The following is a 26,053-nucleotide window of genomic DNA, read 5'->3' as shown; positions in this document are numbered from 1 at the left end:
AAAACGGGCGACGCATCGTGCGCCGCCCGCAGTCGGTCTGTTCCTAACGTAGCCCCGGTTGCAGCCGCATTCAAGCGTCTGGCGCTGGCCCCGCCCCGGCGGAGCCGGATTGGAAATCCGGATCATAGGCGAACAACCCCGGCGGGAGCAGCCTGAATATTTCGGCCAGGTTGCGCAGGAACCCGTCCTGGGCCGAGCTGCGGCGCCATACCATCGCGATCCTGCGGCTGGGCGGGGGATCCTGGAACGGCAGCAGGCGGATGTCAGGCGATTGCGCAACCGGCGGCTGTACGGCCAGGACAGGCAGCAGGGTCAGGCCCACGTTGGCGGCCACCATCTGGCGCAGGGTCTCCAGGCTGGTAGCGCGGAACTCGCCCCGCTCATGGGCGCCGGCCAGGTGGCAGACTTCCAGCGCCTGCTCGCGCAGGCAGTGGCCATCTTCGAGCAGCAGCAGTCGTTCGTTGTCCAGGTCCTGCATGCGCAGCGGGCCGCGCGTGGCCAGTGGATGGGCCTCGGGGACCGCCAGCACAAAGGGTTCTTCAAACAGCAGCTCGCTGTGCAGCTGGTCGTCGGGCACCGGCAGGGCCAGGATCGCCGCGTCCAGACGGCCATCGCGCAGCCTGGCCAGCAGGACGTCGCTCTTTTCCTCGACCAGCAGCAGCTCCAGCTGCGGGAACCGGGTGCGGATCTGCGGCACCACGTGGGGCAGCAGATAGGGCCCCAGGGTGGGGAAGATGCCGAGCCGGACCGTGCCGGACTCGGGGTCCTGTTCCCTGCGGGCGGCCTCCTTCATCTGCTCAACCTCGGCCACGATGCGCCGGGCGCGTTCGACCGCGTCAAGCCCGGCCGGGGTCAGCATCACCCGGCGCGGCGTGCGCTCCACGAGGGCCACGCCCAGCTCCTCTTCAAGCTTGCGGATCTGGGTGGACAGGGTCGGCTGGCTGACGAAGCAGGCGGCCGCGGCGCGGCCGAAATGCTTGTGGTCGGCCAGCGCGACCAGGTAGTAGATGTCGCGCAGGTTCACGGCCGTGCCGCCTGGCCCGCGCGCGCGATCACGCCGCCTCGCCCGCCGCCGTGGCGACCTTGGGGGCGCTGGTGCGGATCAGGTGGTCGAACGCGGACAGCGCCGCACGCGAGCCTTCGCCCATCGCGATCACGATCTGCTTGTACGGCGTGGTGGTGCAGTCACCCGCGGCAAACACTCCCGGCACGCTGGTGCGGCCATGGCCGTCGGTGACGATCTCGCCGCGGTCGGACAGTTCCACCGTGCCCTTGAGCCATTCGGTATTGGGCAGCAGTCCGATCTGCACGAAGATGCCGTCCAGCTTCACCTCGTGGCTGTCGCCGCTGGCGCGATCGGTGTAGACCAGGCCGCTCACGCGCTTGCCGTCACCCAGCACCCGGGTGGTCTGGGCATTGGTGAGGATGGTCACGTTGGGCAGGCTGCGCAGCTTGCGCTGCAGCACTTCGTCGGCGCGCAGCTTGGTGTCGAACTCGAACAGGGTCACGTGGGCGACGATGCCGGCCAGGTCGATCGCGGCCTCGACGCCGGAGTTGCCGCCGCCGATCACCGACACGTGCTTGCCCTTGAACAGCGGGCCATCGCAGTGCGGGCAGTAGGCCACGCCCTTGTTGCGGTATTCGTTCTCGCCGGGCACGTTCATCTGCCGCCAGCGTGCGCCGGTGGACAGCACCACCGTTTTCGCGTGCAGCGAGGCGCCGTTGGCCAGCTTGATTTCGTGCAGGCCGTCTTCGCCCGCCGCGGTCAGGGCCTCCGCGCGCTGCAGGTCCATGATGTCCACCTCGTATTCACGCACGTGCTGCTCAAGCGCAGCGGCCAGCTTCGGGCCTTCGGTGTGCGGCACCGAGATGAAGTTCTCGATCGACAGGGTGTCCAGCACCTGCCCGCCAAAGCGCTCGGCGGCCACGCCGGTGCGGATGCCCTTGCGCGCGGAATAGATGGCGGCTGCAGCGCCCGCCGGGCCGCCACCGACCACGAGCACCTCGAAGGGCTCCTTGGCGGCGATCTTCTCGGCCTCACGCGCTTCGGCGCCGGTGTCGATCTTGGCCACGATCTGTTCCAGGCTCATCCGGCCCTGGTCGAACACCTCGCCGTTGAGAAACACGGTCGGCACGGCCATCACCTCGCGTGCTTCGACCTCTTCCTGGAACAGGGCGCCGTCGATTGCCACGTGGCGGATGTTCGGGTTCAGGGCTGCCATCAGGTTCAGCGCCTGCACCACGTCGGGGCAGTTCTGGCAGCTGAGCGAGTAGTAGGTTTCAAACAGGAACTCGCCTTCCAGGCCGCGGATCTGCTCCAGCGTCTCCTGGGCTGCCTTGGAGGGGTGGCCGCCCACCTGCAGCAGGGCCAGCACCAGCGAGGTGAACTCGTGGCCCATGGGCAGGCCGGCGAAACGCAGGTGGATGTCCTGGCCCGGGGTGGTCAGGGCGAACGAAGGCTTGCGCTCATTGTCATCGCGCACGACCTCGACGCTGATGCTGTCGCTGGCCGACTTCAGGTCTTCCAGCAGGGCCAGCATCTCGGCGGATTTTTCACCGTCGTCGACCGACGCGGTGATCTGGATCGGGCGCGTCACGCGCTCCAGGTAAGCCTTCAACTGGGCTTTCAGGTCGGCATCCAACATGCAAAATCTCCTGCAGGCGATAGCGGGGGTCGCGACGCGCCGTGGGGCGGCATCGGACGTGGGGGAGGGAGGGGGGAGGGGGGAGGGAGTGAACCGGAGCTCGCGCGAATCCGCGGCGGGGCTGGCGGCTGCGGGCAGGCAGCGGGCACGGGCTCCGGTTCACTCCCGCCCCCGCGGATGCGGGGACGGGAGTGAAGTGGGACAGGTCAAGCCTGGATGAAGCAGGACTTAGATCTTGCCAACCAGGTCCAGCGACGGCTTCAGGGTCTTCTCGCCTTCCTTCCACTTGGCCGGGCAGACCTCGTTCGGGTTGGCGGCGACGTACTGGGCGGCCTTGAGCTTGCGCAGGGTCTCGGTGACGTCACGCGCAATGGCGTTGTCGTGGATTTCCTGCGTCTTGATCACGCCTTCCGGGTTGATGACGAAGGTGCCGCGCAGGGCCAGGCCTTCTTCCTCGATATGCACGCCGAAAGCGCGGGTCAGCTGGTGGGTCGGGTCGCCGACCAGCGGGAACTGGGCCTTGCCCACCGCATCGGAGGTCTCGTGCCAGATCTTGTGCGAGAAATGCGTGTCGGTGGTGACGATGTAGACCTCGGCGCCGGCCTTCTGGAACTCGGCGTAGTTCTCGGCTGCGTCCTCGATCTCGGTCGGGCAGTTGAAGGTGAACGCGGCCGGCATGAAGATCAGGACCGACCACTGACCCTTCAGGTCAGCATCGGTGACTTCGATGAACTCGCCGTTGCGGTAGGCGGTGGTCTTGAACGGCTGGACTTCGGTGTTGATCAGGGACATGGATTCCTCGTTTCTACGGTTGAGAGAGGGGGAGAGCGGCCGGGCAGTGCCGGCGACAGGGGTAATGATAGGTACAGTGAATCGATATGGCAAATCGATAGATATGATATATCCAATAGGCCTAGCCTATCAATTCGCCTGGCAAAGGAGTCCAGCAAGGAGGGTGGGACGCGGCTTTGACTGCGCTCCTATTCCCTCGCCAAAGACCTGCGGGGCGACCACTCGTAGTGATGGATGGACGCTTTCCAGCCGCCACCATAGGATCGGCCAATGAATGAAGTGAACCCCACGCGTCCGGATGAATTGCTGCGCTGGGCGCGCGCGCGTATTGCGCCGGAGGACGCCATGCTTCTCCTGGCCCACGTACTGCGGCGATCGGTGTCATGGCTGTACGCGTACGGGGACCAACCCGTGGGCGACGGAGATGTCGCGGGTTTCCAGGCGCTGGTGGAGCGGCGCGAAGCGGGCGAACCCGTGGCTTACCTGACCGGTCGGCGGGGTTTCTGGACCCTGGACCTGGCCGTCAGCCCCGACACCCTGATCCCGCGCCCGGAAACCGAGCGTCTGGTGGAGCTGGCGCTTGAACGGTTACCGATGGGCCCGGCGCCGCGAGTGCTCGATCTGGGCACCGGCAGCGGCGCGATTGCCCTGGCCCTGGCCAGCGAACGGCCGCAGGCGCAGGTAGTGGCCACCGACCGCAGCACCGACGCACTGATGGTGGCGAAGGCGAATGCGCGGGAACACCAGTTGGCCAACGTCGCTTTCGTCCAGGGCAACTGGTTCGTGCCCGTGTCCGGCCAGCGCTTCGACCTGATTGCCTCCAATCCGCCCTATATCGCCGCTGACGATGCCCACCTGGGTCGCGGCGACCTGCGTTTTGAACCGCCTGCGGCCCTGGCTTCGGGCCGTGACGGGCTGGATGCACTGCGGATCATCGTTGCCGGAGCGCCCGGGCACCTGAGGCCCGGAGGATGGCTGCTTGTTGAGCACGGCCTGGAGCAGGGCGAGGCGGTGCGCGGGCTGTTCACAGATGCAGGGCTGGAAGCGGTGGAGACCGTGCGCGATCTGGAAGCCCGGGACCGGGTGACCCTGGGCCAACGGCCGGGAACGGCGGAAGGGCCTTGAGCCGCTGTTAGACTTCATTGCTGGAAAAGACCTTGGAGAGGCGCCGAATGCGCACGCTGTATCCGGAGATCGAGCCCTATGACAGCGGCATGCTGCAGGTGGACGGGCGCCACACCCTTTACTACGAACAGTGTGGCAATCCCAAGGGCAAACCGGTGGTGCTGCTGCATGGCGGACCGGGCAGCGGGGCCGGCGCCAGGATGCGCCGCTTCCATGATCCAGCGAGGTATCGGATCGTGCTGTTCGACCAGCGCGGTGCGGGTCGCTCCACGCCCAACGCGGAACTGATCGACAACACCACCTGGCACCTGGTGGACGATATTGAAAAACTGCGCGAGCACCTGGGGATTGATACCTGGCAGGTGTTCGGCGGCTCATGGGGTTCAACCCTGGCGCTGGCCTATGCCCAGCAGCATCCGCGCCGGGTGCGCGAGCTGGTGCTGCGCGGCATCTTCATGCTGCGTCGCTGGGAGGTGGAGTGGTTCTATCAGCAGGGCGCTTCGCGCCTGTTCCCGGAAGCGTGGGAACAGTACCAGGCCGCAATCCCCGAAGACGAGCGTGACGACTTCATCGCCGCCTACAACCGCCGCCTGACCAGCGACGATGAAGCCACCCGGCTCGCCGCAGCGCAGGCCTGGAGCGTGTGGGAGGCCTCGACCTCATTCCTCCACCAGGATCCGGATTTCGTCAGCGGGCATGGAGACCCTGCCTTCGCGCTGGCCTTTGCCCGGATCGAGAACCACTACTTCTACAACCGCGGATTTTTCGAAGTGGACGGTCAGATCCTGCGCGATGTGTACCGGATGGTGGATATACCCGGGATCATCGTGCACGGGCGCTACGACGTGGTGTGTCCGGTCAACAACGCCTGGGACCTGCACAAGGCATGGCCGAAGGCCGAGCTGATGGTCACCCCGGCGTCCGGACATTCGGCATTCGAGCCGGAAAACACCGATGCGCTGGTGCAGGCTACCGACCGCTTCGCGGAATAGGCCGCCGCTCAGGCAGGGCTGCCATCCGGGTTGCGGTCGATCATCCACAGGCCGGCCCAGAGCTTGAGATCCAGCTCGTAGCCTTCGGCATGCTTGTGCATCAGCCAGGCAGGGGCGTCGGCGCGTGCAATGGCGTGCACGATGATGTCCTCGCCAGCCACGCCGCCGCCAGGGCCGATCTGGCGCAGATCCCGCGCACGCACCATGACGATGCGCTCGCTGCTCATGCCGGCGGTGGTGGGGCCGCCCACCAGCACCTCGACGTGGCCCGGCTCCCAGCCGGTTTCCTCGATCAGTTCGCGCCGGGCCGCCGCTTCGATGGTGTCGTTGTCATCGTCATCGCCGACCAGGCCTGCCGGCATCTCGACCGCGCGGGCGCCGATGGCTTCGCGGTACTGCTCCACAAACAGGATCCGGTCGTCCGGGGTGACGGCGATGACCTGCACGGCCAGGCCTCGGGCGCTGTGGGTGCGTTCGCACCATTCCCAGCGGCCGCGCTTGACCAGGCGCAGCCACTTTCCTTCGTGGAGCAGTTCGGTGTCTTCAGCGGGGGGATGGCTCATCGATATGCGTCCGGGGCAGGGGTGAATGGCAGGTTGGCAGCCTCGTGCAGGCGGCGCCGGGTGAGCGGGCCGAAATCCATGGCCTCGCACAGTGCCCAGAGCGCGTCGGGCTCGGCCTGTCCACGCGGGAACGGGGCAGCGCTCTCGCCCAGCGGTACATCGCAGGCAATGGTGGTCAGCTGCCGGTACAGCAGGACTTCTTCGCGGTGCGCGCGCAGCGAGGCGGCCACGCGCGCCGCGCCGCGCAGGCGCAGGAACGGCACCTCATCGGTCCGCTCCAACACCGCATCCAGGCTGCCGAAGTGGGCGAGCAGGGCCGCTGCCGTGCGCGCTCCCACGCCGGGCACGCCCGGGATGTTGTCAACGCTGTCGCCGCACAGCGCCAGGTAATCGGTGATCTGCCCGGGGTGAACGCCGTGGCGGGCATGTACGCCGTCGGGTCCCCAGCGCATCCCGCGGGCAAAATCCCACTGCTGGTCACCCGGCTGCAGCAGCTGGGACAGGTCCTTGTCGGCCGACACGATCACGCCACGATGGCCGATGCCCCGGGCCTGATGCAGGGCACTGCCGATCAGATCGTCGGCCTCGTATTCGCCGTGGCCCACCACGTTCAGGCCCAGCACCATGCACAGCGCCCGGCAGTAGGCGAACTGGCGCTTGAGCGTGTCCGGCGTCGGCGGCCGGTTGGCCTTGTAGGGCGGATAGAGCGTATTGCGGAAGCAGCCGTCCACGGCATCGTCGAACGCGATCACGATGTGCCGTGGACGCTCGCGCTCGAGCAGTTCCAGCAGGAAGCGGGCGAATCCGTGGACGGCGTTCGTGGGCCAGCCGTCGGCGTCCTGGAATTCGTCCGGCATTGAATGCCAGGCCCGGAACACGTACAGGCTGGCATCCACCAGGTGCAGTGGCGGTCGGGTCTTGAGGTCCGCCGTCACGGTTGCCAGGTGGTGAGCAGGGCGGTCGGGTCGGGCCGTTCGCGCTCAGGAGCTTCGTGGGTGGGAGTGCCAATATGGATGAAGCCGGCGATCCGCTCCTGCGCCGATAGCCCCAGCCGGTTGGCCACGTTCGCGTCATATGCGGGCCAGCCGGTCAGCCACTGTGCACCGAAACCTTCCGCCTGGGCTGCCAGCAATAGCGAGAAGCACACGCACCCGGCAGTGAGCAGGCGCTCCTGTTCCGGAATGCGGGTGTCTTCCTCGTCGAGCACCGCGACCACGGCCACCACCAGCGGCGCATGGGTGAAACGCTGCCGGTCCTTTTCAACTGCGGCCGGGGCTGCGTCGGGATCGGCCGTCAGGGTGATCCTGGCCAGCTCATCGCCCAGTGCCGCGCGGGCTGCGCCTTCAATGGTGATGAACCGGAAAGGCTCCCGCCTGCCGTGGTCGGGGACGCGCACTGCGGCGCCGAGCATCCTCAGCAGGCTGGCCGGATCCGGCCCTGGCGCGGCAAGCTGGCGGGCGGGGGTCGATCGGCGGTTTTCAAGCAGGAAGCGCCCTTGATCGACGCCATTTGTGACCGGGTTCACAGACTCGTGATTGTTCATTCAGGATGGTATACAAGTGTGGCACGCAGACCGTGCCTTTCCCCCTGATTGTGACCCGAATGCCGTCAAGAGACGACATCGTCGACAGACCGTCCCCTCGTGCGGCATCTTCCGGAAGCCGGGATGCCGAGCGGATCCTTGAGCGTCTGAAGCGCGAGGCAGTGACCGAACTGGTCGGCGTGCTGTCCGGATTCTGGAGCGCGATCGAAGAGCAGGCGCGGCTGGCGGCGCTGGCCGGGCACAACTTCAGCGCTGCACAGGAAGATCGCGTGGCGGTGCTCGCGCTCAGTCACCGCGCGCTGGAACTCGCCAACCGTTACCGCGAGTCGATCGAGGAGTCGTTCGAATTCTGGCGTGAGCCCTCCGTCGAGCCCGAGCGGCCCGAAGACCTGGAGCTGATGTCCGAGGGCGAGCTGGAGACCTACCTGGCCGGACAGCAGATCGTCGAACTGCTCGAACACCAGTTCCTTCATCCGCTGGCCCAGTTGGATGAAAGGCTGGAGGCGCTGGCCGCCAGCATCGGCATCGAAGGGCAGCCGCGCAATCCGCTGCGCCCGGAAGTGGCCGTGTCGTCTTTCGTCGCCCTGTTCGACGAAGACGATCTGACCCCGGGCCTGCGCACGATGGTGTTCCAGCAGTTCGACAAGCGACTGCCCAAGGTCCTTGGCGAGGTCTACGTCATGGCCAACCGCACCCTGGCTGAAGCCGAGTACGGCGGTCAGGGCGCGGGATCGGCGCGGCGGAACTATCCCGCCGGCCGCGGGCGAGATGCCGGGTCTTCGCCCCGGGTTGCCGAGGCCGCTGAGTCCTGGGTTCCAGACGGCGGCATGGTGGAGCCCATTGCCGGGCAGGGCGGCAGTGGGCAGGTTGGAGTGCGGCAGGCTGGAGGCGGGCAGGCTGGAGCAGGGCAGGCCGGAGCAGGGCAGGCCGGAGCCAGCGCCGGTACTTTTTCCGGCGGTGCGGCGTCAAGGTCGCCCGGGGGTGTTCCGGGTGAGGGCCAGCCGCTGCGCTACCGCGATATTGTCCGTGAACAGCTGCGCGCCTGGCGTGCCAGCGGCGGCGTGCATGCGGTGCCGGCCGATGACGGCGGCAGTGTGGCCGAGGAAGCCGGGGCGGTGGCCGAGGCCGCTGCCGAAGCCGCGGGCCAGGTGCTGGATGCCGAAGACATGCTCAGCGTCGCCTCGCTGCTGCAGGGGGAAGATCCCGCGCCCTACGCCCGGGTGCTGGCCGGTGAGGACAAGCGCGCGCTGGCCGACGTGATCCGCGCGGAAATCCTGGGCGGCGTGCGCCAGCTGGGGCTCGACCCTTCCACCACCCGCTTTGCCGCCGACGAGGAAGATGCGATCGACCTGGTCGGCATCCTGTTCCAGTCGCTGTGCGAGGCCAACGACCTGCTGCGCCGTGCCCAGTCGATGTACGGCCGGCTGGTGGTTCCGTACGTGAAGGTCGCGCTGACCGATGATTCCATGTTCAACCGCCGCAGCCATCCTGCCAGGCGCCTGCTTGATGCGTTGACCGAGGCCTGTGACGGCAACACCGGGCAAAGCCCGCAGGACCGGGAAACGCTGGACCGGGCGGAGCATGCGGTGGACCGGGTGGTGGAGGAATACCGCGACGACCAGGCGATCTTTGAACTGGCCGCCAGCGAGCTGCGCGACCAGCTGGATCAGCAGCGTCGCCGCTCGGGAGTGGCGGAAAAGCGCGTGGCCGAGGCCATCCACGGCCGCGAACGGCTGCAGGCGGCGCGGAGCAATGCCGACAGCCTGGTGGCGTCGCGCCTGGCCAGGCGGCCGCTGACCCAGCCCATTGCCCACTTCATCGACGAACACTGGCGCCATTACCTCACCCAGACCTGGCTGCGCGACGGCGCGGATTCAGAGCGCCATCGCCGTGCGATCGGCCTGGGCGATGCGATGGTGCAGGTGGATGCCGACGCGGCGCAGGTGCGCGGTTCGGCCGTCGCCGCGCAGCTGCTGGCCCTGCAGGCGCCGCTGGGCGAGTGCTACACCAGCTGCGGCCTTGATGCCAACGCTGCGCGCGATGCCGTGGCGCGGATCATTTCCGCCTTGGCCATGCCCGACACCCCGCGTTCCGTACACGAGCCGCACGGTGACGCACTGGACGAAACCGGTGAAGAGGAGGCGGGCATTCCATTACGCCTGGCCGGTGGCCTGGACAGTCTTGAGCACGATCCCGCCATCGCCGCGCGCATGCGCCGCCTGCGGGTGGGCCAGGGCCTGCGGCTGGTGGATCGGCATGGCCGTGAGTCGGCGGCCCGGATCGCCTGGATCAGTCCACTCACATCGCGCTTTCTGATCGTCAACCGGCGCGGTGTCAGGCAGATGGTCGTCTCGCCGGAAGAGCTCGCCGTGCTGGTGGCCAACGGCCGGGTCGTGGTGCGCTCGGTGGATGCACCCTTCGACGAGGCGATGAAACAACTCTGGCAGCGGCTGAACCAGCCGCCGGCCCCGCCGCTGCGCGCTGTCAACGACGACTGATCGCGTCCCGCACTCTTCTTTCCCCACGTTCCAGGCGCCTTCAGCACTTGGCGGTCGGCTTCCGGCTTTGCGCGGCGAACGCGTAAACTGCGACCTCTGTCACGGACTGGTATGTTCGGTGAGCGGTCAGGGGAGTGGGTTCGTGGAAAGGGACGCCATGGTGAAGGGGCAGCCGGGCCAGGACAGGCGAGATGGCGGCGCCGGCATCCCGGACGCCGCGCTGGTGGTGGCGCTCGAGGCCGGCGTGGCGGCGCAGTTGTTGCCGTTGCTTACCAGCTGTATCGAGGCGGAGAAGGCTGCACTGCTCCGGCAGATGCGCGCTGAGGCGCCGCCGCACGACGGCGCAGAAGACATTGCCAACTTGAACATCATCGCGGGCCAGATCATCACCTACGAGCGGCGCTGGAAGATCCACTTCCATCGTGCCTTCGCGAGATGGCCGGACCCGCCCCGGGTGGAGGTGCACGAAGCATTCAGTCTGGTGTCGGATGATGAGCTGCAGGCGCAGCTGATCGGGCAGCCGACGATCGAGGCCCTGGAGCGGCGCCACGCCGATGTTCTCGACACCATCGACAGGAGGCTGTGGTCGCTGGCGGTGGAATTGGGGGGCAAGGTGCGCCCTGCCAACCCGTTTTCGCCGCAACACCTCGTTGACAGTTTTCTCTACACTTTTACCCCGGCCGATTGCGGTCCGCGCCTGCGCGCTGCGCTGTTGCGCCACTTTGAACGCCTGGCAGGCGAAAGCCTGGTGGGGGTCTATGGCTGGTGCAATCGCCAGCTGGCCGATGCGGGATGCGCGCTGGCCGGGGTCAGCGATTACGCCACCCTCGCCGCCACCATGGTCAGCGCGCGCAGGGGCGATGCGGCGCGGGGCTGGGGCGAGGACAACGCGCTCGTCCCGGCTGACGCAGGCCGGCGTGGAGAGCCCGCCGCGACTTCGCACAACCGCAGCGACGCAGTGCGGGGCAACGTCCTGCGGCACCGCGTCCGCTCCCGGCGGGAAGCGCGCGGCGGGCGTGCGCCGGGCGTGCGCAGTCTGCGGCCGGAGGAGTTTTTGGCGGTGCTTTCCCTGTTGCAGGGCGAGCTGGTGTCGCCAGTGGATCCGCACAGCGGGTACGGACGGCTGATGCGCAACGGCCTGGACCGCGTGGCCGGCAGCCTGGGAATTGACAGTGCCAGCGCACGGCCGTCGGTCGAGCAGGAGGACGCGCTGGACCTGATCGGGATGCTGTTCGATCAGTTGGCCGCGCACCATCAGCTGTCATCCGGCGGGCGCGAGTGGCTGCCCCGGTTGTCGCTGCCTTACCTGCGCCTGGCACTGGCTGAACCGGGATTGTTCGAACATGCCCCGCAGCCGGCTGCGACGCGACTGCTTTCGCTGCTGGTGGAGCTGTGGGACGGCAATCGCCGTATAGGCCCGCATGACGCCGGGCTGCACGACCTGGCCGACGAAGCGGCGCGGGAAGTGGTCGACGGGTATCACGGTGATGACACCGCGTTCGCCCGGGCGTTGGCACGGCTCGAAAGTGCGCTGGAGCCCCTGCGCCGACGGGCTGCCGTCAGCGAACGCAGGGCCTGGCAGGCGATCGAGGGCGGGGAGCGGTTGGAGGCGGCGCGCCGTGAGGCCGACCGTGAGCTGGCGTCACGCCTGCACGAACGGCCATTGTTGCCAGCCGTGACGGTGTTCCTGGAAGAGTACTGGCGCCAGTCGCTGGTGCAGGCCTGGCTGCGTGCCGGGCCGGAATCGGAGCGCTATGCCGCCGCGCGGGAGCTGGGTGATGCGCTCGTGCGACTGGATGCAGACGCAGAAAAGGTGCAGGGCGCACAGGTGGCCGCACGCCTGATCGATCTGCAGCCACGGCTGCACGACTGCTATGCCGCGTTGGGCCTGGAGTCCACAGGGGTCGGGTCGCAGGTGGCCACGCTGGTAGGGGAACTCGCCAACCCGGATGCGGCACGCCGGGTGCACGGCTTCAAGCCGCTTGCGCAGACGGCCGGGACGGATGGCCCCGCCGCGGTGGCTGACGGGCTGGAAGGGCTGGATCCGGGCCGGATCCTGGTGCAGATGGAGGCGGGCGAGCCGGTTCGTACACTCCGAATTGCCTGGTGCAGCCCGCTTAGCGGTGACAGCCTGCTGGTGGGAGCGCAGGGCACCCGCGAACTGCTGCTGTCACCGGAGGAGCTGGCCGGCATGCTCGCCGATGGACGGCTGTTGCCGCGTCCTGTCGAAGGAGCGGTGGAGGCTGCGCTGCGCCGCATCGAGAGGACTCTGGGCTGCCCGGCGGCGGAATGATTCGCGCTAGGATGTCCGATCAGGGAAACGGAGGCGAATGATGACGCTGACCATTGGTGTCGCGCGTGAAACCGCACAGGGGGAGCGACGCGTCGCACTCACCCCGGAAACCTGCCGCAAGCTCGCCACCACGGGTGCGCGGCTGCTGGTGGAGCGGGGCGCCGGTGCAGGCGCCCACTTTCCCGACCAGGCATACGCCGATGCGGGGGCCACCCTGGTGGATTCAACCCGGGATGCGGTGACTGATGCCGACCTGGTGCTGTGCGTGCAGCCCCCTGCGGCGGAGGCGATCGCGGGCCTGAAGCAGGAAGCGGTGCTGGTAGGCATCCTGCAGCCGCAGGCCGATCCAGCGCGTGGCGAGGCGCTGGTCGCGCGTGGAATCCTTGCTTTCCCGCTGGAGCGCCTGCCGCGTACAACGCGGGCCCAGGCCATGGATGTGCTCAGCTCGCAGGCCGGCATGGCCGGCTACAAGGCGGTGCTGGCCGCTGCCTGGCTGGCGCCCCGGTTCTTCCCGATGCTGACCACCGCCGCCGGCACCATCCGGCCGTCGAAGGTGCTGGTGATCGGCGCCGGCGTGGCTGGGCTGCAGGCCATCGCTACCGCCCGCCGGCTGGGGGCACAGGTGGAAGGCTTCGACGTGCGGCCGGAAACCCGCGAGCAGATCGAATCACTTGGCGGGCGATTCCTCGACCTGGGCGTAAGCGCCGCGGGCGAAGGCGGCTACGCGCGCCAGCTCACCGAGGAGGAGGGCGCGGAGCAGCAGCGGCGCCTGGGCGAGCACCTGAAGAACATCGACGTGATCGTGAGCACGGCGGCGGTGCCGGGACGGCCGGCGCCGAAGATCATCACCGCGCAGATGGTCCAGGGCATGAAGCCGGGCACGGTGGTCATGGACCTGGCCGCCGAGTCCGGTGGCAACTGCGAACTGACCCGCCCGGGTGAAACGTTCGTCCAGGACGGGGTGACGATTTCCGGCCCGCTGAACCTCGCCAGCGAAGGCGCACAGCACGCCAGCGAAATGTACGCGCGCAACGTTTTCAATTTCGTCCAGCTGCTGATCGCGGACGGCGCGCTTGCGTTCGACTGGGAAGACGAGCTGCTGGCGAAGACGGTCTGGCCGGAGCGCGAGAAGGCTGCCGCGGACGGGTGAGGCCGCGCTCCGGAGCGATGCCGCCCGGACCTGCCGGATCGGGCGTCAGCGCTCCACCGGATTCTGTTGCAGCCAGTCGCGGCGTTCAGCGGGCGTCATTTCCTTCCAGCGTTCACGCAAGGCTTCGCGCTCGCTGGCGGGAAGGCTGCGCATCCGCTGGTACAGCGCGCGTGCTTCTTCGCGACTTTCCGGACTCATGTCACGCCAGCGCTTCATGCCGTGGTGGGCGCGCTGGCGCTCTTCGGGCGACATCTGCTGCCAGCGCTCGGCATGACGGAGCATGCGCGCGCGCTGCCCGGGGGCGTCGTTCCAGCGGTCGCGCACGGTGGCGATGAGTGCTTCGCGCTGCTGGCTGGTCAGCTGGTCCCATTCGGGAAGGTCCTGCGGGGCCTGCGCCAGCGCGGGTCCGGCCAGGCCGGCCAGCCCCAGGGCGAGCGCCACGGCAAGTGTGGGGATTCGCATGTGCTTACTCCATCGCGACCGGCTGGGCATCGGAGGCCAGCCAGACAAACAGGTCGGGATCCTCTTCGAACGTGCTCAGGGGATCGTCGTAGGGGTCGAAGGCGGGTGCCGGGACGGACGCGGCGGAATCGGCCATGGTTTCAACCGGGAACGGCTGGGGATCAAGGGCATCCGGGGACACCAGCACGTACATGCCTGCCGCGAATACGAACACCGCCGCGCAGGCGGTTGCCAGTCCCCAGCCAGTGGGCCGGGCCAGCCAGGTGGGACGGGTGGGTGCCGGTTCCGGCCGCGGGCGCAGCCGGGCCAGGGTCTGTGCCGGTACGTGGGCCACGGCCCTGGCGTGGAGCGCCCGGGCAACGTGGTCAACATGCTGCGGATTGTGGGTGTCGCCGGTCATTGGAACTCCTCCAGTTTTTTTTGCAGTGCGCCGCGCGCGCGCGACAGGTGCGTTTTTACCGAGCCCTCGCTGCAGCCCATCACCCGCGCGGTGGTGGCCACGTCCAGCTCCTCCAGCACGCGCAGGGTGAAGGCTTCGCGCTGCCGGCGCGGCAGTTCGCGCAGGGCCTCGACCAGTCGTGCCCAGGCCTCGCGGCTGTCGTGGGCCCGGGAGGGATCCGGAGCATCGTCGGCCCATTCCGGGCCCTCCATTTCCCGGTCTTCGGAGCTGGTCATCCAGCCGAGGCGGAATGTGCGCCGGCGCTGGATGTCGATGATCCGGCTGCGCAGAATGGTCCAGAACAGGGTCGGCCACTCCCCGGATGGACGTTCGCGATAACCCAGCATCCGGGTCATGGCGTCCTGCACCGCGTCCAGGGCGTCATCGCGGCTGCGCAGGCCGATCTCGGCAAAGCGGAAAGCGCGGGCACGTACGCCGGCAAAGAACGCATCCAGGGTTTCTTCCTGTGCCCGGACAGGCGCGCGCGGATCGGTGCTGGGGGCTGGTTTGCTCACCAGGCCCAGCTTACCGCTCGGGCGCAGGGTCGACTGCGCCGCGGCCACGCTGGTGTCGTCATATCGCCTGGCAAGATTGCCGTCCATCCGGTTGACCGTGCACCTTGGTTATCGGGGTCTGCCACTGACAACGCGTGGATGCGGCTGCGGTTGACCGGCCGGCATGACGTTCGTGTGTGGTTATGATGCGGTTCAACTCAGGTTTCCGGCAGGGAGTAGGGCATGGGCGATGGATTTGTGGCGCTGTACATCTTCATGCTGGCGGCAATCGCCGGTCATGTGATCATTTCCCGGGTGCCGGTGATCCTGCATACGCCGCTGATGTCCGGCTCCAATTTCATCCATGGGGCTGTGTTGATCGGCGCGATGGTGGTGCTGGGGCACGCGGATACGACGGTGGAGAAAATCATCGGTTTCGTGGCGGTGGTGATGGGTGCCGGCAACGCTGCCGGCGGCTATGTGGTCACCGAGCGGATGCTGGAGATGTTCAAGACCGGCAACAAGCCCGGTGCCGGCGCCAAGGGGGGCGGGTCATGAGCTGGACCGGGCCGGAAGTGCTGTCGCTGGTGGTCAGGATCAGCTACCTGGCGGCCGCCACGCTGTTCCTGCTGGGCCTGCAGCGGATGGCTTCCCCGCGCACCGCCCGCAGCGGTATTCAGTGGGCCGGGCTGGGCATGCTGATCGCAACCGTGGCCACGTTCCTGCTGCCCGGGCTGGAAAACATCGCCCTGATCCTGGTGGCGATCGCGGTAGGCGGTGCGCTGGCCTGGTATTCGGGCAAAAAGGTGGCAATCACCGACATGCCGCAGATGGTGGCCATGTACAACGGACTGGGCGGCGGCTCTGCGGCAGCCATCGGTGCGGTGGAATTGCTGCGCTGGTCCGATGCCGGGACCACGCCGGGCGTGGTGGTGCCGCTGCTGGCGGTGACCGGTGCGCTGATCGGCGCCGTGGCGCTGTCCGGCTCGTTGATCGCCTGGGCCAAGCTGGATGGGCGCATGGACAAGCGCTACGCCTTCCCCGGCATGCAGGTCTTCAATGCCGGCGTGTTCGTCGCCGCGATCGTGCTGGGCGGGCTGGCGATGTGGACCCTGGGCGTGCCGTGGATCATCGCCTTCTTCCTGGTGGCGCTGGCGCTGGGCGTGCTGATGACCCTGCCGATCGGCGGCGCCGACATGCCGGTGGTGATCTCGCTCTACAACGCGCTCACCGGCCTGGCGGTGGCGTTCGAGGGCTACGTGCTGGGCAACGAGGCGCTGATCATCGCCGGCATGATGGTGGGTGCGGCGGGCATCCTGCTGACCCGGCTCATGGCCAAGGCCATGAACCGCTCGATCAAGAGCGTGCTGTTCTCCAACTTCGGCGGTGGCGGCGGCGAGCAGCAGGAGATCGCCGGCAGCCAGAAGCCGATCGAGGCCGGTGACGTGGCGGCGATGATGGCCTATGCGGAGCGCGTGGTGATCGTACCCGGCTACGGCATGGCCGTGGCCCAGGCCCAGCACAAGATCTGGGAGCTGAGCCAGCGCCTGATCGAGCGCGGGGTAAAGGTGAAATTCGCCATCCACCCGGTGGCCGGGCGCATGCCGGGGCACATGAACGTGCTGCTGGCCGAGGCCGGGGTGCCGTACGACCTGATCGTGGATATGGACGACATCAATCCCGAATTCAGGAATACCGACGTGAGCCTGGTGATTGGCGCCAATGACGTGGTCAACCCGGTGGCCAAAACTGACCCGGCCAGCCCGATCTACGGCATGCCGATCCTGGACGTGGTTGATTCGAAGAACACCATCGTCATCAAGCGCGGCAAGGGCACCGGCTTTGCCGGGATCGAGAATGCGCTGTTCTACGCCGACAACACCCGCATGCTCTACGGCGATGGCGCGGACATGGCCAGCGCCCTGGTCAGCGAGCTCAAGGCGCTCGACGGCGGGCACTGACCGCCCGCCGCGCCATTGTCGCCGCTTACCGCGAGAGCACGGCGGCGATCACCAGGCCCGCGGCCAGCCAGGCCATATCGGCTGCGCCGTGGGTCGTCTGGGTCAGCACCCAGGCATGCTGGGGCCCCAGTTTGAGCGCGGCTTCCCAGGGCGTGAGCCCCAGCATCCGTCCCAGCAGCCCGGCCACGACCACCCAGACAGAGAGCACAATGCACACGCTGGTGGCCAGCACGCCCCACAGGGCGCGCGACAGGCCGGGGCGGACCCGCGCCAGGCGCAGCAGCAGGGCGGCATCCAGGGCGGCGACCACCGCCATCCAGCTGACCGTGGCGCCGGTGGCCATCGACACCAACACCCACAGGGCCGCGCAGCCGGCGATGCCCAGCAGCAACAGCAGCAGGGTGAACCAGGGTGGGGTCGCGGCGGGCCTGAAGGTCATGGGCGCATGGGGTCCGGGGGCGCGACAGCATACAGCCCCGGGGCAGCGGCGATACAATGCAGCTTGTGAGTGCGCCGCACTGCCCCCATTGATCAGCCTATGTATTCCCGAACCAGTGAACCCGTACGCCTAGAGCGTGACTGCCCCGCCGTCCTTGTGCCCCAGGGCGATTCCGTCATCCTGCCCGCCGGCAGCGTTGGCTATATCACCCAGGCCCTGGGTGGCAGCTACACCGTGTTTGTCGAAGGCAACCTGTTCCGCATCGCCGGTAGCGACGCGGAGGCGATCGGCAAGGAGGTCCCTCCGCCGATCGAACTGCCCGAAGGTGCCGGCGAGACCGAGGTGGAAAAGCTGGTGTGGCAGCAGCTGCGCACCTGTTTCGATCCGGAAATTCCGATCAACATCGTCGACCTGGGCCTGGTGTACGAGGCGACAGTTGAGCCGGCCGAGGATGGCAAGCGTTCGGTCGGGATCAAGATGACCCTGACCGCGCCGGGCTGCGGAATGGGCGACGTCATCGTGGACGATGTGCGTCACCGGCTGGAAATGATCCCCACCGTGGCCGAGGCCGATGTGGAACTGGTGTTCGACCCGCCGTGGAATGCCAGCATGATGTCCGAGGCCGCGCGCCTGCAGACCGGCATGTTCTGACCCGGAAACCGGGCTCTTCCATTCCGGATTGCTGATCTGTGACAAAAGTCATGGTCGGACTGCGCTGGCCAACTGTTTTCCTCTTGTGACCCATGCAGGGCTGGCCTAGCGTCAGTCAGCGGGCGCAGCCCTCGGCCCGCTTCCCGTCGGGACGCTGCGCGGTCAAGGAAGTCCGCTGTACCCCCACCCGCGCTTCGCTCCGTGTCCGTCTCCAGACGTCACAGTCCAGCAACCGGGGTACCCACACATGTCCAAGACTTCCCTGCACCGCCTGCGTCCGCGTGCGCTCGCCGCCATGGTCGCGATCATCCTGTCTCCGCTCGCCGGAGCGGCCGCCGCCGAGCGGGTCGAGCTCAGCGGGTTGCAGTCCGCCGAAGGGCACGACCGATTCATCGTCAAATACCGCGATGACAGCCGCCAGTTTGCCGATCAGGCAGCACTGCGAAACTCGTTGGAGTCCGCGGCCGCCGCCGCGCGCAACGGCGGCCAGTTGAAGGTCGAGCACCTGCGCCGCATGGCCACCGGCGCCGATGTGATCCGCACGCCGCGCAAACTGGACCGGGTGGAGGCGGAGATCCTGATGCGGCAGATCGCCACCGATCCCAGTGTCGAGTACGTGGAGGTGGACCAGATCCTGCAACACGCGCTGACCCCCAACGATCCCCGTTACAACCAGCAATGGGGCTACTTCAACGCTAACGCCGGGATTCGCGCCAACCAGGCCTGGGACCTGAGCACGGGGGCGGGCGTGGTGGTGGCGGTGCTGGATACCGGAAGCACCAGTCACAGCGACCTCAACGGCAATACCATCGCCGGCTACGACATGATCAGCGACGCCACGGTGGGCGGGGATGGCAACGGGCGTGATTCAAACCCGGCTGATCCGGGTGATTTCTACGGCGGCGACGCTTCCAGCTGGCACGGCACCCACGTGGCCGGCACCGTGGCTGCGCTCACCAACAACGGCGTTGGGGTGGCCGGCACCGCGTTCAATTCCAAGGTGTCCCACGTGCGGGTGCTGGGCCGGGGTGGCGGTTACACCTCGGACATCGCCGACGGCATCATCTGGGCTTCCGGCGGTTCCGTCCCGGGCGTTCCGGCCAACCAGAATCCGGCCGAAGTCATCAACCTCAGCCTGGGCGGTCAGGGCAGCTGCGGCAACACCACCCAGAACGCCATCAACGGCGCTGTATCGAGGGGTACCACCGTGGTGGTGGCCGCAGGCAACAGCAACAGGAACGTATCCGGCTTCACGCCGGCCAACTGCGGCAACGTGATTGCCGTGGCGGCTACCGACCAGAACGGCTCGCGCGCCAGCTTCTCCAACTATGGCACCGGCATCGACGTGTCGGCGCCGGGCGTAGGCATCATGTCCACCCTCAACAGCGGCAGCACCACGCCCGGCAGCGAAAGCTATGCCTCCTACAACGGCACCTCGATGGCGGCCCCACATGTGGCCGGCGTGGTGGCGCTGATGCAGTCGGCGGCATCAACCCCGCTGACCCCGGCCCAGGTGGAGTCGATCCTCAAGACCACCGCCCGACCGCTGCCGGGGTCCTGCTCCGGCGGATGTGGGGCCGGGATCGTGGATGCCCGCGCGGCGGTGGAGGCGGCCATGGGCGGGGGAGGTGGGAATCCGGGGCCGGGGCCTGGCGAGCTGCAGAACGGCACCCCGGTCAGCGGCGTGTCGGGCGGGTCGGGAAGCACCCAGTACTGGACCATCAGCGTGCCGGCAGGCGCCACCAACCTGCAGATCGGCACCGCAGGGGGCAGCGGCGATGTCGACCTCTACGTCCGGCGGGGATCGCAGCCGACCACGTCAAGCTGGGACTGCCGTCCGTACCTCTCCGGCAACAACGAGACCTGCAGCGTCGCGGCGCCGCAGGCGGGCACCTGGCACGTCATGCTGCGCGGGTATTCCGCGTTCTCCGGAGTCACCCTCACCGGCAGCTACCAGTCCAGCGGTGGCGGTGACGGCAACCAGCTGCAGAACGGCGTGCCGGTCACCGGGCTGTCCGGCGCGGCCAGCAGTGAGCGCAGGTACACCTTTACCGTGCCGGCCGGCGCCCCGAACCTGGTGATCGGCATCAGCGGCGGCAGCGGCGATGCCGACCTGTACGTCCGCCGCAACGCGCCGCCGACCACGTCGACCTACGATTGCCGTCCCTATCGGGCGGGCAACAGTGAAGCGTGTACCTCCAGCACCGCTGCTGGTGGCACCTATCACGTGCTGGTGCGGGGATACCGCGCATACTCCGGCCTCACGTTGACGGGCAGCCACGACTGAGGGAGCCGATCCCCCGGCGCGGCTGGAACCAACGGGCACCCTGGCGCGCACCAGGGTGCCCTTCCGCTCTGATGAGGAGGACACCCATGAGGAGGGCAGCGATGATCCGGTGGTTTGCGGTTGCAACAATTGCGTGCATCCTGCTGGCCGTGGCTTCTTTCGGCATGGCAACGCGGGAGGGTGGTGTGCAGGCAACGTACGGGCTGGACGGCGACGGGCCGTGGCAGCGATTCATCATCAAGTACCGGCCGGACAGCGCGCCCGGGCAGGACCCGGAGAAGGCCCGGGCCAGGCTCGAAAGTCCGGATTACCCCGCCAGCGCTGATGGAGACGTTGACCGGTCAGTCCCGCGGCTGCAGTGGCAGCGCCGGTTGGGCGTGGGGGCGGACCTGTTCATGACCGGCCAGCCGCTGGACCGGAGCGATGCACAGCGGCTGCTGGAGGCCTTGGCCCAGGACCCGGAAGTGCAGTACGTGGAAGCCGAGACGATGATGCATGCGTTGCCGGCCCGGCCGCAGCGCCCGTTCTGAAGGGTCGATTCAGCCCGCGGCTTCGAAACGGTTCGCAGCCACGTTCTTGCGCACGCTGCGTGGATTCCAGACGCGGCCGTTCATGGCGATGTAGACGCCCGGCGAGAGCGACTGCACGGCGCCCACGGCGGTGCCGATATTGAATTCGGCGTCCGAGCCGCGGAACCGCGCCGGGTTGAGCGCGCCGGTGAGCACGATGGTCTTGTCGGCCAGGCTTTCCAGCGTCTGCGCTGTTTCCACCATCGAGTCGGTGCCATGGGTGATCAGCACGTGCCGGCACGCCTGGGCGGCGATGGTGGCGCGGATCAACTCGCGGTCGGCATCGTCGATGTGCAGCGAGTCCTTGCGCAGGATCGGGATCACCCGGAAGCGGAACGCGACGCCCAGTTCCTGCAGGATCTGGCCGATCTGGGGTTCGCCCACCTGGAAGTCGGACTTGTCGTCGAAATACACCTTGTCGATGGTGCCGCCGGTGGTGACGATCAGCAGTTCTTCCATAGGGCGTTCAGGCAATCAGGCAGCGGACAGAGCGTGCATTCTATCCGCCCGGCGACGGGGCCGGAGCATCGGCCGGCGGGTTCAGCCTGCGCGTTTCCTGCGGCGGGCGGCCAGGCCCGGCCAGCTGGCCAGCAGGATGATCGCCAATGCCAGCAGGATTTCGATGATTGCCAGCCAGCGGTCCTGCGGCGTGCTCCAGGCTTCCATCACTCCGTGGCTGAACCACAGCAGCCCGCCCACCCCGGACCAGAACGTCGCCAGCCGGCTTCCGGCGAGCACGCCGACGCCCAGCAACAGCGGCGGGCCGATGAAGACCACCAGCGCCGTGGCCATGTGGCCGCGACCCAGATACCACAGGGCGAACAGGCCGGCCAGGGCAATCAGCGTGGCGGCGTGGACGATGCGCAGCGTGCGGGGATTCATGACGCCACCTTGGCCGCAAGCTTTGCCACGCGTCGCCCCAGGGCCCGGGCGAGGGTGGCTTCATCATCAGTGGGGCGCGCATCGTCACCCGTGCCAGCCACGTGGCTGGCCCCATACGGCGTGCCGCCGCTGCGCGTGGTGCTGAGCGCCGGCTCGGTGAACGGGATGCCCACGATCACGCAGCCGTGGTGCAGCAGCGGGATCATCATCGACAGCAGGGTGGACTCCTGCCCGCCGTGCATGGTGGAGGACGAGGTGAACACCGCAGCGGGCTTGTCCACCAGGGTGCCGCTGGCCCACTGCGCGCCGAGCCCATCGATGCAGTGCTTGAGGGGGGCGGCCATGTTGCCGAAACGGGTGGGACTGCCAAGCAGCAGGCCGTGGCACTCATCGAAATCCGCGGCTTCCACGAAGGGTGCGCCTTCGGCGGGCACGGGCGGCTCGGCGGTGGTGGTGACGGCTGCCACCGGCGGAACCGTGCGCAACCGTGCGCGACAGCCGTCCACTTCCTCGACCCCGCGCGCGATCTGTCGCGCCAGCCGCGCCACCGCGCCGTTGCGGCTGTAGTAGAGCACCAGAATTTCGGTCATCTTCCCGCCCTTTGAAAGCGGCAAGGATAGATCATCCCCGCCCGGCCGCCGGTACGCCGCCACCGGATGTCGCGCTGTCTTCGGGTAATCTCGCTGCGATGGGAGCATCGACGTACCACTGGAAGGACCGCCTGGCTGACCGCGCACGCGCGCGTTCCTTCGTGCGTTTCCTGGGGCGGCGGTTCTTCGACGACCGGCTGCTTGAAGCCGCCGGCGCGCTGTCGTTCACCACGGTATTGGCCCTGGTGCCGCTTTCGATCGTCATCTTCGGCGTGCTGTCGGCGTTTCCGGTGTTCGAGCAGTGGAGCGCGGTGCTGCAGGACTTCATCTTCACCAACTTCGTTCCCAGCGCAGCGCAGGCGGTGGAATCCTACCTGCTGCAGTTCTCGGCCAATACCGGCCAGCTCACCGCGGTCGGCGTCATCACCCTGGTAGTGACGGTGCTGATCACCCTGCAGGGCGTGGAAACCAGCTTCAACCGGATCTGGCGGGTGAAGGCGGCACGCCCGCAGATCTCCCGCTTCCTGGTGTACTGGACGGTGCTGACCTTGGGCGCGCTGGTGGCCAGCGCGTCGATCGCGGTGGTGACCAGCGTGTTCGCTTTGGACATCTTCCGCACCGTGTCGGGCGCGTGGCTGCAGCGCAATCTGGTGGGGCTGGCGCCGTTCGTCATCGAGCTGCTGGCGTTTGCCACCATCTACCGGGTGGTGCCGCACCGCACGGTCAAATGGCGCCATGCCTTCGCCGGCGCGCTGCTGGCCGCGCTGCTGCTGGAGGTCCTCAAGCGCCTGATGGCGTTTTATCTGGGCAGTTTCGATGCCTACGAGCGCATCTACGGCCAGGTGGCGTTCTTCCCGATCCTGCTGCTGTGGATCTACATGGCGTGGGTGTCGGTGCTGCTGGGCGCTTCGTTTGCCGCCTCGGTTTCGGCATTCCGCTACCAGCCGGCGGCCATGCGCCTGCCGGAAGGCTATGAAATGTACGGACTGTTGCGTCTGCTGGGCCGCTTTGCCCAAGCGCGGCGCGACGGGAAGGGATTGCACAGCGACGAGTTGCAGGCGCTGGAACCGTGCCTGACCGACAGCCTGGTGCAGCAGATGCTGGGGCAGCTGACGGAGATCGGCCTGGTCATGCGCGCCGAAACCGGTGAATGGCTGTTGGCGCGGGATCTGGATGACCTGACCCTGGCCGAACTTTACGAAGCCTGCCAGCTGCGCGTGCCAATCTCCGAGGCACGCCTGCCATGCCGCGACGATGCGCTGGGCGCAGCCGCGGCAGCCGCAGTGGACGAGCTTCGCCTGCCCCTGCGCGAGCACCTCAGGCGCAGGGTCGGCAGCCTGTATGACTTTCCCAGGGAGGACACATGAAGAAGCGCTACCTGCTGGCCCTGATCCTGGCCTGCGCGGTGTTGGCCGCCTGCCAGCGTGAAGACTCATCGCCGGCTGATCCGGTCGCCACACCGGAGTCGCCGGCGGCGACGGTTTCAGAGGAACCGGGCGAAAGCCGGGCACCCACCGTGCCTACGCTGCAGCTGCAGACCCTTGACGGAGCGCAGTACGACCTGGCCGACCATCGGGGCAAGTGGGTGGTGGTGAATTTCTGGGCCACCTGGTGCGCGCCGTGCCGCGAGGAAATGCCCGAGCTCTCGGCGCTGGCCAGCATGCGCGAGCACATCGAGGTGGTGGGGCTGGCCTATGAGGACATCGAGGAGGATGCGCTGCGCGGCTTTCTCGAGCAGTATCCGGTGACCTATCCGATCGCGATCATCGACGTCTACGATCCGCCGTCGGACTTCGACACGCCGCGGGGACTGCCCATGACTTACCTGATCGCCCCCGATGGCAGCGTGGCCAGGCAGTTCCTGGGGCCGATCAGCGCACGTGACATCGAGGCCGCGATCGCCGAAGCGGGTGGACCGGCGCTGGCAGGAGAGGCCTCGGAGCCGGTGGGGTAAAACCGGCCCCCGAACCTTCCGCTACGCGGTTGCCGGCTCTTCTTCGAACGCCGGGTAGTCGGTGTAGCCCGCCGCCCCGCCGCCGTAGAAACTGCCCTCGTCGGCGTCGGCCAGCGGCCAGCCGTTGCGCAGGCGATCGACCAGGTCCGGGTTGGAGATGAACGGACGGCCGAAGGCGACCATGTCACCGAACCCGTCGCGCAGGTCGGCCTCGGCACCAGCCCGGTCGTAGTTGCCGGCGATGATGAAGGTGCCCCCGCAGGCGGCGCGGAACTCCTTCAGGAAGTCGCGTCCGGCATTGGCCAGCACGCTGCCGCGGTTGCTCAGGTGCACGTAGGCCAGCTTGCGCTGCTCAAGCTCGCGGGCCAGCGCCATCCAGGTGTCCGACTCGCCGTCGAAGGCGGGCATGTCGAAAATCCGGTTGAACGGAGACACCCGCACGCCGGTCCTGTTGGCGCCGATGGCCGCGGAGACGGCATCGACGGTCTCCAGCAACAGGCGCAGGCGGTTGTCGATATCAGGGCCGCCATAGCGGTCGTCGCGGGTGTTGAGGCCGCCATTGATGAACTGTTCGAACAGGTAGCCGTTGGCACCGTGGATCTCGATGCCGTCGAATCCGGCCTCGATCGCGTTGCGTGCCGCGGTCACGAAGTCGCCAATGATCCCGGGCATCTCATCGGTTCGCAGCGCTCGCGGCGTGCTCACCGGCATTTGCCCCGGGGTGCCGTCTTCGCGGTAACCGAAAGCGTTCACATCCTTCGCCGCCACCGCTACTGGCGCCACCGGCGCGCGCTCGTAGGGCTGCACCGAACAGTGCGCCACACGGCCCACGTGCCAGAGCTGGGCGAAGATGGCGCCGCCGCGCTCGTGCACGGCGGCGGTCACGGCCTTCCAGCCCTGCACCTGCGCGGTGGAGTGCATTCCGGGCGTGAACAGATACCCACGGGCCTGTTCGGACACCTGGGCGCCCTCGGTGATGATCAGGCCGGCGCTCGCGCGCTGGCCGTAGTAGGTGGCGGTCAGGGCATCGGGCACCGTGCTTGGCGCGCGCGAACGGGTCATCGGCGCCATCACGATGCGGTTTCGCAGCGGCAGCCCGTGCAGGTCGAAGCTCTTGAACAGTGTGGACATTGGGCGGATCCCGGGAATTGGTAACAGATGGGCCCAATTTACGGGGTCTGGCCCGGCTTGTGGCGCTGACTGATGGAACGCAAGGTCCCGCCGCGTCAGGCGTCGTGGGGCAGGACCGTCAACACCCGGGCCATGGATCAAGGGTCCTGTGCATCGCGCAGGCGCGCGGCGCGCTCCGCCTGCGCGGCATCCAGCGGCGGTGGTCGGGCAGTTGCAGGCTGCACCTGATGCTTCCATCCCGGAAGCCTGGTCACCGCTTCGGCGGCTTTCAGCAGGCCGTAGTTGATGCCCAGCAGGATGTAGCCTCCGCTGAGGGACACATCCTCCACGCTTGGTGGCTCGTTCCAGTGGCGCTGAAACGTGTTGGCGTCCGGATCAAACAGGGGCCGGAATGCGAACGGATCAACCCACTCCGGGCGCTTGCCGACCACGCGGACGGTGTCGAAGTTGGTGACCGCGGCGGACGGGTCTTCCGGCTCAGTCTGAGTGGCACCGGCGATGCCCTCGCCGTGGGATCCATCCTCTTCCTGCGCCTGGGCACGTTGGCCGGACAGGGAAAGCAGCAGTAGGCAGGCCAGCGCCAGTCGGTACCA

The 26,053-nt window shown here is 67.8% G+C and carries 27 protein-coding genes and 1 pseudogene; 13 read left to right on the top strand and 15 right to left on the bottom strand.

The features are described from left to right. Positions 1 to 70: 70 nt before the first annotated feature. From oxyR to ahpC, 3 genes are all read right to left on the bottom strand, one after another. Positions 71 to 1,024: a DNA-binding transcriptional regulator OxyR gene (gene oxyR / locus ACW7G2_RS05140; RefSeq protein ID WP_456973409.1), complete on the bottom strand. Its 954-nt coding sequence runs from the start codon at positions 1,022 to 1,024 to the stop codon at positions 71 to 73. A gap of 28 nt (positions 1,025 to 1,052) precedes the next feature. Next, positions 1,053 to 2,645 carry an alkyl hydroperoxide reductase subunit F gene (gene ahpF, locus ACW7G2_RS05135; protein ID WP_456973407.1) on the bottom strand — a complete coding sequence of 531 codons (1,593 nt, stop codon included), beginning with the start codon at positions 2,643 to 2,645 and terminating at the stop codon, positions 1,053 to 1,055. A 228-nt stretch (positions 2,646 to 2,873) separates the two neighbouring features. Next, positions 2,874 to 3,437: an alkyl hydroperoxide reductase subunit C gene (gene ahpC, locus ACW7G2_RS05130; protein ID WP_456973405.1), complete on the bottom strand. Its 564-nt coding sequence runs from the start codon at positions 3,435 to 3,437 to the stop codon at positions 2,874 to 2,876. A gap of 270 nt (positions 3,438 to 3,707) precedes the next feature. Here ahpC and prmC point away from each other — a divergent pair, with 270 nt between their 5' ends. Together prmC and pip are read left to right on the top strand one after the other, a co-directional pair. Continuing rightward, positions 3,708 to 4,562 (top strand): peptide chain release factor N(5)-glutamine methyltransferase, encoded by an 855-nt coding sequence (gene prmC, locus ACW7G2_RS05125; RefSeq protein ID WP_456973403.1) that lies wholly within the window; start codon positions 3,708 to 3,710, stop codon positions 4,560 to 4,562. A gap of 47 nt (positions 4,563 to 4,609) precedes the next feature. Next, positions 4,610 to 5,554 carry a prolyl aminopeptidase gene (pip, locus tag ACW7G2_RS05120; protein WP_456973401.1) on the top strand — a complete coding sequence of 315 codons (945 nt, stop codon included), beginning with the start codon at positions 4,610 to 4,612 and terminating at the stop codon, positions 5,552 to 5,554. 8 nt (positions 5,555 to 5,562) lie between these two features. Here pip and ACW7G2_RS05115 read toward each other — a convergent pair whose 3' ends face one another. From ACW7G2_RS05115 to ACW7G2_RS05105, 3 genes are read right to left on the bottom strand one after another with little or no spacing between them, the layout of a single operon-like run. Continuing rightward, positions 5,563 to 6,117, bottom strand: a complete 555-nt coding sequence (locus tag ACW7G2_RS05115; protein WP_456973399.1) for an NUDIX hydrolase — start codon at positions 6,115 to 6,117, stop codon at positions 5,563 to 5,565. After that, positions 6,114 to 7,061, bottom strand: coding sequence for a 5'-3' exonuclease (locus tag ACW7G2_RS05110; RefSeq protein WP_456973731.1), 948 nt, complete (start codon positions 7,059 to 7,061; stop codon positions 6,114 to 6,116). The genes ACW7G2_RS05115 and ACW7G2_RS05110 overlap by 4 nt, the downstream gene beginning before the upstream one ends. After that, on the bottom strand, positions 7,049 to 7,660 hold the full coding sequence (locus tag ACW7G2_RS05105) for a nitroreductase family protein (protein WP_456973397.1): 612 nt from the start codon (positions 7,658 to 7,660) through the stop codon (positions 7,049 to 7,051). Before ACW7G2_RS05105 ends, ACW7G2_RS05110 begins: the two co-directional genes overlap by 13 nt. 59 nt (positions 7,661 to 7,719) lie before the next feature. Here ACW7G2_RS05105 and ACW7G2_RS05100 point away from each other — a divergent pair, with 59 nt between their 5' ends. The 3 genes from ACW7G2_RS05100 (at position 7,720) to ACW7G2_RS05090 (ending at position 13,601) form a co-directional block, all read left to right on the top strand. Then, positions 7,720 to 10,158 (top strand): DUF1631 family protein, encoded by a 2,439-nt coding sequence (locus ACW7G2_RS05100; RefSeq protein WP_456973395.1) that lies wholly within the window; start codon positions 7,720 to 7,722, stop codon positions 10,156 to 10,158. A 157-nt stretch (positions 10,159 to 10,315) separates the two neighbouring features. After that, positions 10,316 to 12,451, top strand: a complete 2,136-nt coding sequence (locus ACW7G2_RS05095) for a DUF1631 family protein (RefSeq protein WP_456973393.1) — start codon at positions 10,316 to 10,318, stop codon at positions 12,449 to 12,451. A 40-nt stretch (positions 12,452 to 12,491) separates the two neighbouring features. Beyond that, positions 12,492 to 13,601 (top strand): NAD(P) transhydrogenase subunit alpha, encoded by a 1,110-nt coding sequence (locus ACW7G2_RS05090; RefSeq protein ID WP_456973391.1) that lies wholly within the window; start codon positions 12,492 to 12,494, stop codon positions 13,599 to 13,601. Between the two features lie 45 nt (positions 13,602 to 13,646). Here the strand turns inward: ACW7G2_RS05090 and ACW7G2_RS05085 are convergent, their stop codons facing one another. The 3 genes from ACW7G2_RS05085 to ACW7G2_RS05075 are packed head-to-tail and all read right to left on the bottom strand — an operon-like array spanning position 13,647 to position 15,104. Then, positions 13,647 to 14,063 carry a DUF3106 domain-containing protein gene (locus ACW7G2_RS05085; protein WP_456973389.1) on the bottom strand — a complete coding sequence of 139 codons (417 nt, stop codon included), beginning with the start codon at positions 14,061 to 14,063 and terminating at the stop codon, positions 13,647 to 13,649. 4 nt (positions 14,064 to 14,067) lie between these two features. After that, complete coding sequence (locus tag ACW7G2_RS05080; RefSeq protein WP_456973387.1) at positions 14,068 to 14,463, bottom strand: hypothetical protein; 396 nt, start codon at positions 14,461 to 14,463, stop codon at positions 14,068 to 14,070. After that, entirely contained in the window at positions 14,460 to 15,104 is a 645-nt protein-coding gene (locus ACW7G2_RS05075) for an RNA polymerase sigma factor (RefSeq protein ID WP_456973385.1), read from the bottom strand. Before ACW7G2_RS05075 ends, ACW7G2_RS05080 begins: the two co-directional genes overlap by 4 nt. A 135-nt stretch (positions 15,105 to 15,239) precedes the next feature. Here ACW7G2_RS05075 and ACW7G2_RS05070 point away from each other — a divergent pair, with 135 nt between their 5' ends. Both ACW7G2_RS05070 and ACW7G2_RS05065 read left to right on the top strand, forming a co-directional pair. After that, on the top strand, positions 15,240 to 15,554 hold the full coding sequence (locus ACW7G2_RS05070; RefSeq protein ID WP_456973383.1) for an NAD(P) transhydrogenase subunit alpha: 315 nt from the start codon (positions 15,240 to 15,242) through the stop codon (positions 15,552 to 15,554). Next, positions 15,551 to 16,957, top strand: a complete 1,407-nt coding sequence (locus tag ACW7G2_RS05065; RefSeq protein WP_456973381.1) for an NAD(P)(+) transhydrogenase (Re/Si-specific) subunit beta — start codon at positions 15,551 to 15,553, stop codon at positions 16,955 to 16,957. The genes ACW7G2_RS05070 and ACW7G2_RS05065 overlap by 4 nt, the downstream gene beginning before the upstream one ends. 25 nt (positions 16,958 to 16,982) lie before the next feature. Here ACW7G2_RS05065 and ACW7G2_RS05060 read toward each other — a convergent pair whose 3' ends face one another. After that, positions 16,983 to 17,396, bottom strand: coding sequence for a hypothetical protein (locus ACW7G2_RS05060; RefSeq protein ID WP_456973379.1), 414 nt, complete (start codon positions 17,394 to 17,396; stop codon positions 16,983 to 16,985). A gap of 99 nt (positions 17,397 to 17,495) precedes the next feature. Here ACW7G2_RS05060 and sufT point away from each other — a divergent pair, with 99 nt between their 5' ends. The 4 genes and pseudogenes from sufT (at position 17,496) to ACW7G2_RS05040 (ending at position 20,864) form a co-directional block, all read left to right on the top strand. Further along, a complete protein-coding gene (gene sufT, locus ACW7G2_RS05055; protein ID WP_456973377.1) occupies positions 17,496 to 18,047 on the top strand; it encodes a putative Fe-S cluster assembly protein SufT in 552 nt (183 codons plus the stop codon). 247 nt (positions 18,048 to 18,294) lie between these two features. Then, positions 18,295 to 20,001 (top strand): annotated as a pseudogene (locus tag ACW7G2_RS05050) (S8 family peptidase); the annotation flags it as partial. A gap of 42 nt (positions 20,002 to 20,043) precedes the next feature. Continuing rightward, on the top strand, positions 20,044 to 20,334 hold the full coding sequence (locus ACW7G2_RS05045; protein WP_456973729.1) for a PPC domain-containing protein: 291 nt from the start codon (positions 20,044 to 20,046) through the stop codon (positions 20,332 to 20,334). A gap of 101 nt (positions 20,335 to 20,435) precedes the next feature. Next, positions 20,436 to 20,864, top strand: a complete 429-nt coding sequence (locus ACW7G2_RS05040) for a hypothetical protein (RefSeq protein WP_456973375.1) — start codon at positions 20,436 to 20,438, stop codon at positions 20,862 to 20,864. Positions 20,865 to 20,873: 9 nt separating this feature from the next. On the opposite strand, the gene ACW7G2_RS05035 is transcribed toward ACW7G2_RS05040, so the two are convergent. The 3 genes from ACW7G2_RS05035 to wrbA form a co-directional block, all read right to left on the bottom strand. Then, on the bottom strand, positions 20,874 to 21,362 hold the full coding sequence (locus ACW7G2_RS05035) for an asparaginase domain-containing protein (protein ID WP_456973373.1): 489 nt from the start codon (positions 21,360 to 21,362) through the stop codon (positions 20,874 to 20,876). An 81-nt stretch (positions 21,363 to 21,443) separates the two neighbouring features. Next, on the bottom strand, positions 21,444 to 21,785 hold the full coding sequence (locus ACW7G2_RS05030) for a DUF2069 domain-containing protein (protein WP_456973371.1): 342 nt from the start codon (positions 21,783 to 21,785) through the stop codon (positions 21,444 to 21,446). Next, a complete protein-coding gene (gene wrbA / locus ACW7G2_RS05025; protein ID WP_456973369.1) occupies positions 21,782 to 22,375 on the bottom strand; it encodes an NAD(P)H:quinone oxidoreductase in 594 nt (197 codons plus the stop codon). Before wrbA ends, ACW7G2_RS05030 begins: the two co-directional genes overlap by 4 nt. Before the next feature lie 98 nt (positions 22,376 to 22,473). Here wrbA and ACW7G2_RS05020 point away from each other — a divergent pair, with 98 nt between their 5' ends. Beyond that, positions 22,474 to 23,742, top strand: coding sequence for a YihY family inner membrane protein (locus ACW7G2_RS05020; RefSeq protein ID WP_456973367.1), 1,269 nt, complete (start codon positions 22,474 to 22,476; stop codon positions 23,740 to 23,742). Then, positions 23,739 to 24,329, top strand: coding sequence for a redoxin domain-containing protein (locus ACW7G2_RS05015; protein WP_456973365.1), 591 nt, complete (start codon positions 23,739 to 23,741; stop codon positions 24,327 to 24,329). Before ACW7G2_RS05020 ends, ACW7G2_RS05015 begins: the two co-directional genes overlap by 4 nt. Positions 24,330 to 24,350: 21 nt before the next feature. On the opposite strand, the gene ACW7G2_RS05010 is transcribed toward ACW7G2_RS05015, so the two are convergent. Together ACW7G2_RS05010 and ACW7G2_RS05005 are read right to left on the bottom strand one after the other, a co-directional pair. Next, positions 24,351 to 25,460 carry an alkene reductase gene (locus ACW7G2_RS05010; protein ID WP_456973363.1) on the bottom strand — a complete coding sequence of 370 codons (1,110 nt, stop codon included), beginning with the start codon at positions 25,458 to 25,460 and terminating at the stop codon, positions 24,351 to 24,353. 137 nt (positions 25,461 to 25,597) lie between these two features. Next, positions 25,598 to 25,891 (bottom strand): hypothetical protein, encoded by a 294-nt coding sequence (locus tag ACW7G2_RS05005; protein WP_456973361.1) that lies wholly within the window; start codon positions 25,889 to 25,891, stop codon positions 25,598 to 25,600. Positions 25,892 to 26,053 lie beyond the last annotated feature (162 nt).

The organism is Luteimonas sp. A277 (genome assembly GCF_054052045.1).
The sequence above is the reverse complement of the archived record's forward strand: the minus strand, read 5'-3'. Positions and strand labels throughout refer to the sequence as shown.